The following is a 450-nucleotide window of genomic DNA, read 5'->3' on the forward strand; positions in this document are numbered from 1 at the left end:
AAATAAATCTTATAGCATTTATTATGAAACTCCAGATGAAAAAGTTCGCGATCTAACTGCAAAAATTAACGGTGGACAACTTGGAGCTCAACTTGACTTACGCGGAAGAAATTATAGCAAAAGCGAAGGAAAATATAGCGATGGAATCATTCAAGGCTATATGGATTCTTTAAATACCTTTGCAAAAACCATGATCAATGAAACCAATAATCTTTACGCAAGCTCAGCAAAAAGCTCAGTAACTTCTGATTATCTTCCAGGACGTACAGAGGACATTCCTTTGGTAAATTATGATAGAACCATACAGCCTGGAAGTTTTGATATAGTTATTTATGATGATAAGGGCGATAAAAAACTTACAAAAACCATTACCGTTGATGTAAATACCACTATGGAAGATATCATGCGTCAAATCACTGCTAACACAGATGATAATGGCAACAATAATGC

General features: G+C 34.7%; 1 protein-coding gene. It reads left to right on the forward strand.

Features of this window, described 5'->3' with window-relative positions:
* Positions 1 to 450, forward strand: a 450-nt coding sequence (locus tag K9U41_RS23220) for a hypothetical protein (RefSeq protein ID WP_282643196.1), incomplete at both ends; no start/stop codon positions are given.

The sequence above is a fragment of the Xanthobacter autotrophicus genome, assembly GCF_029991245.1.
Taxonomy (GTDB): domain Bacteria; phylum Pseudomonadota; class Alphaproteobacteria; order Rhizobiales; family Xanthobacteraceae; genus Xanthobacter; species Xanthobacter autotrophicus_C.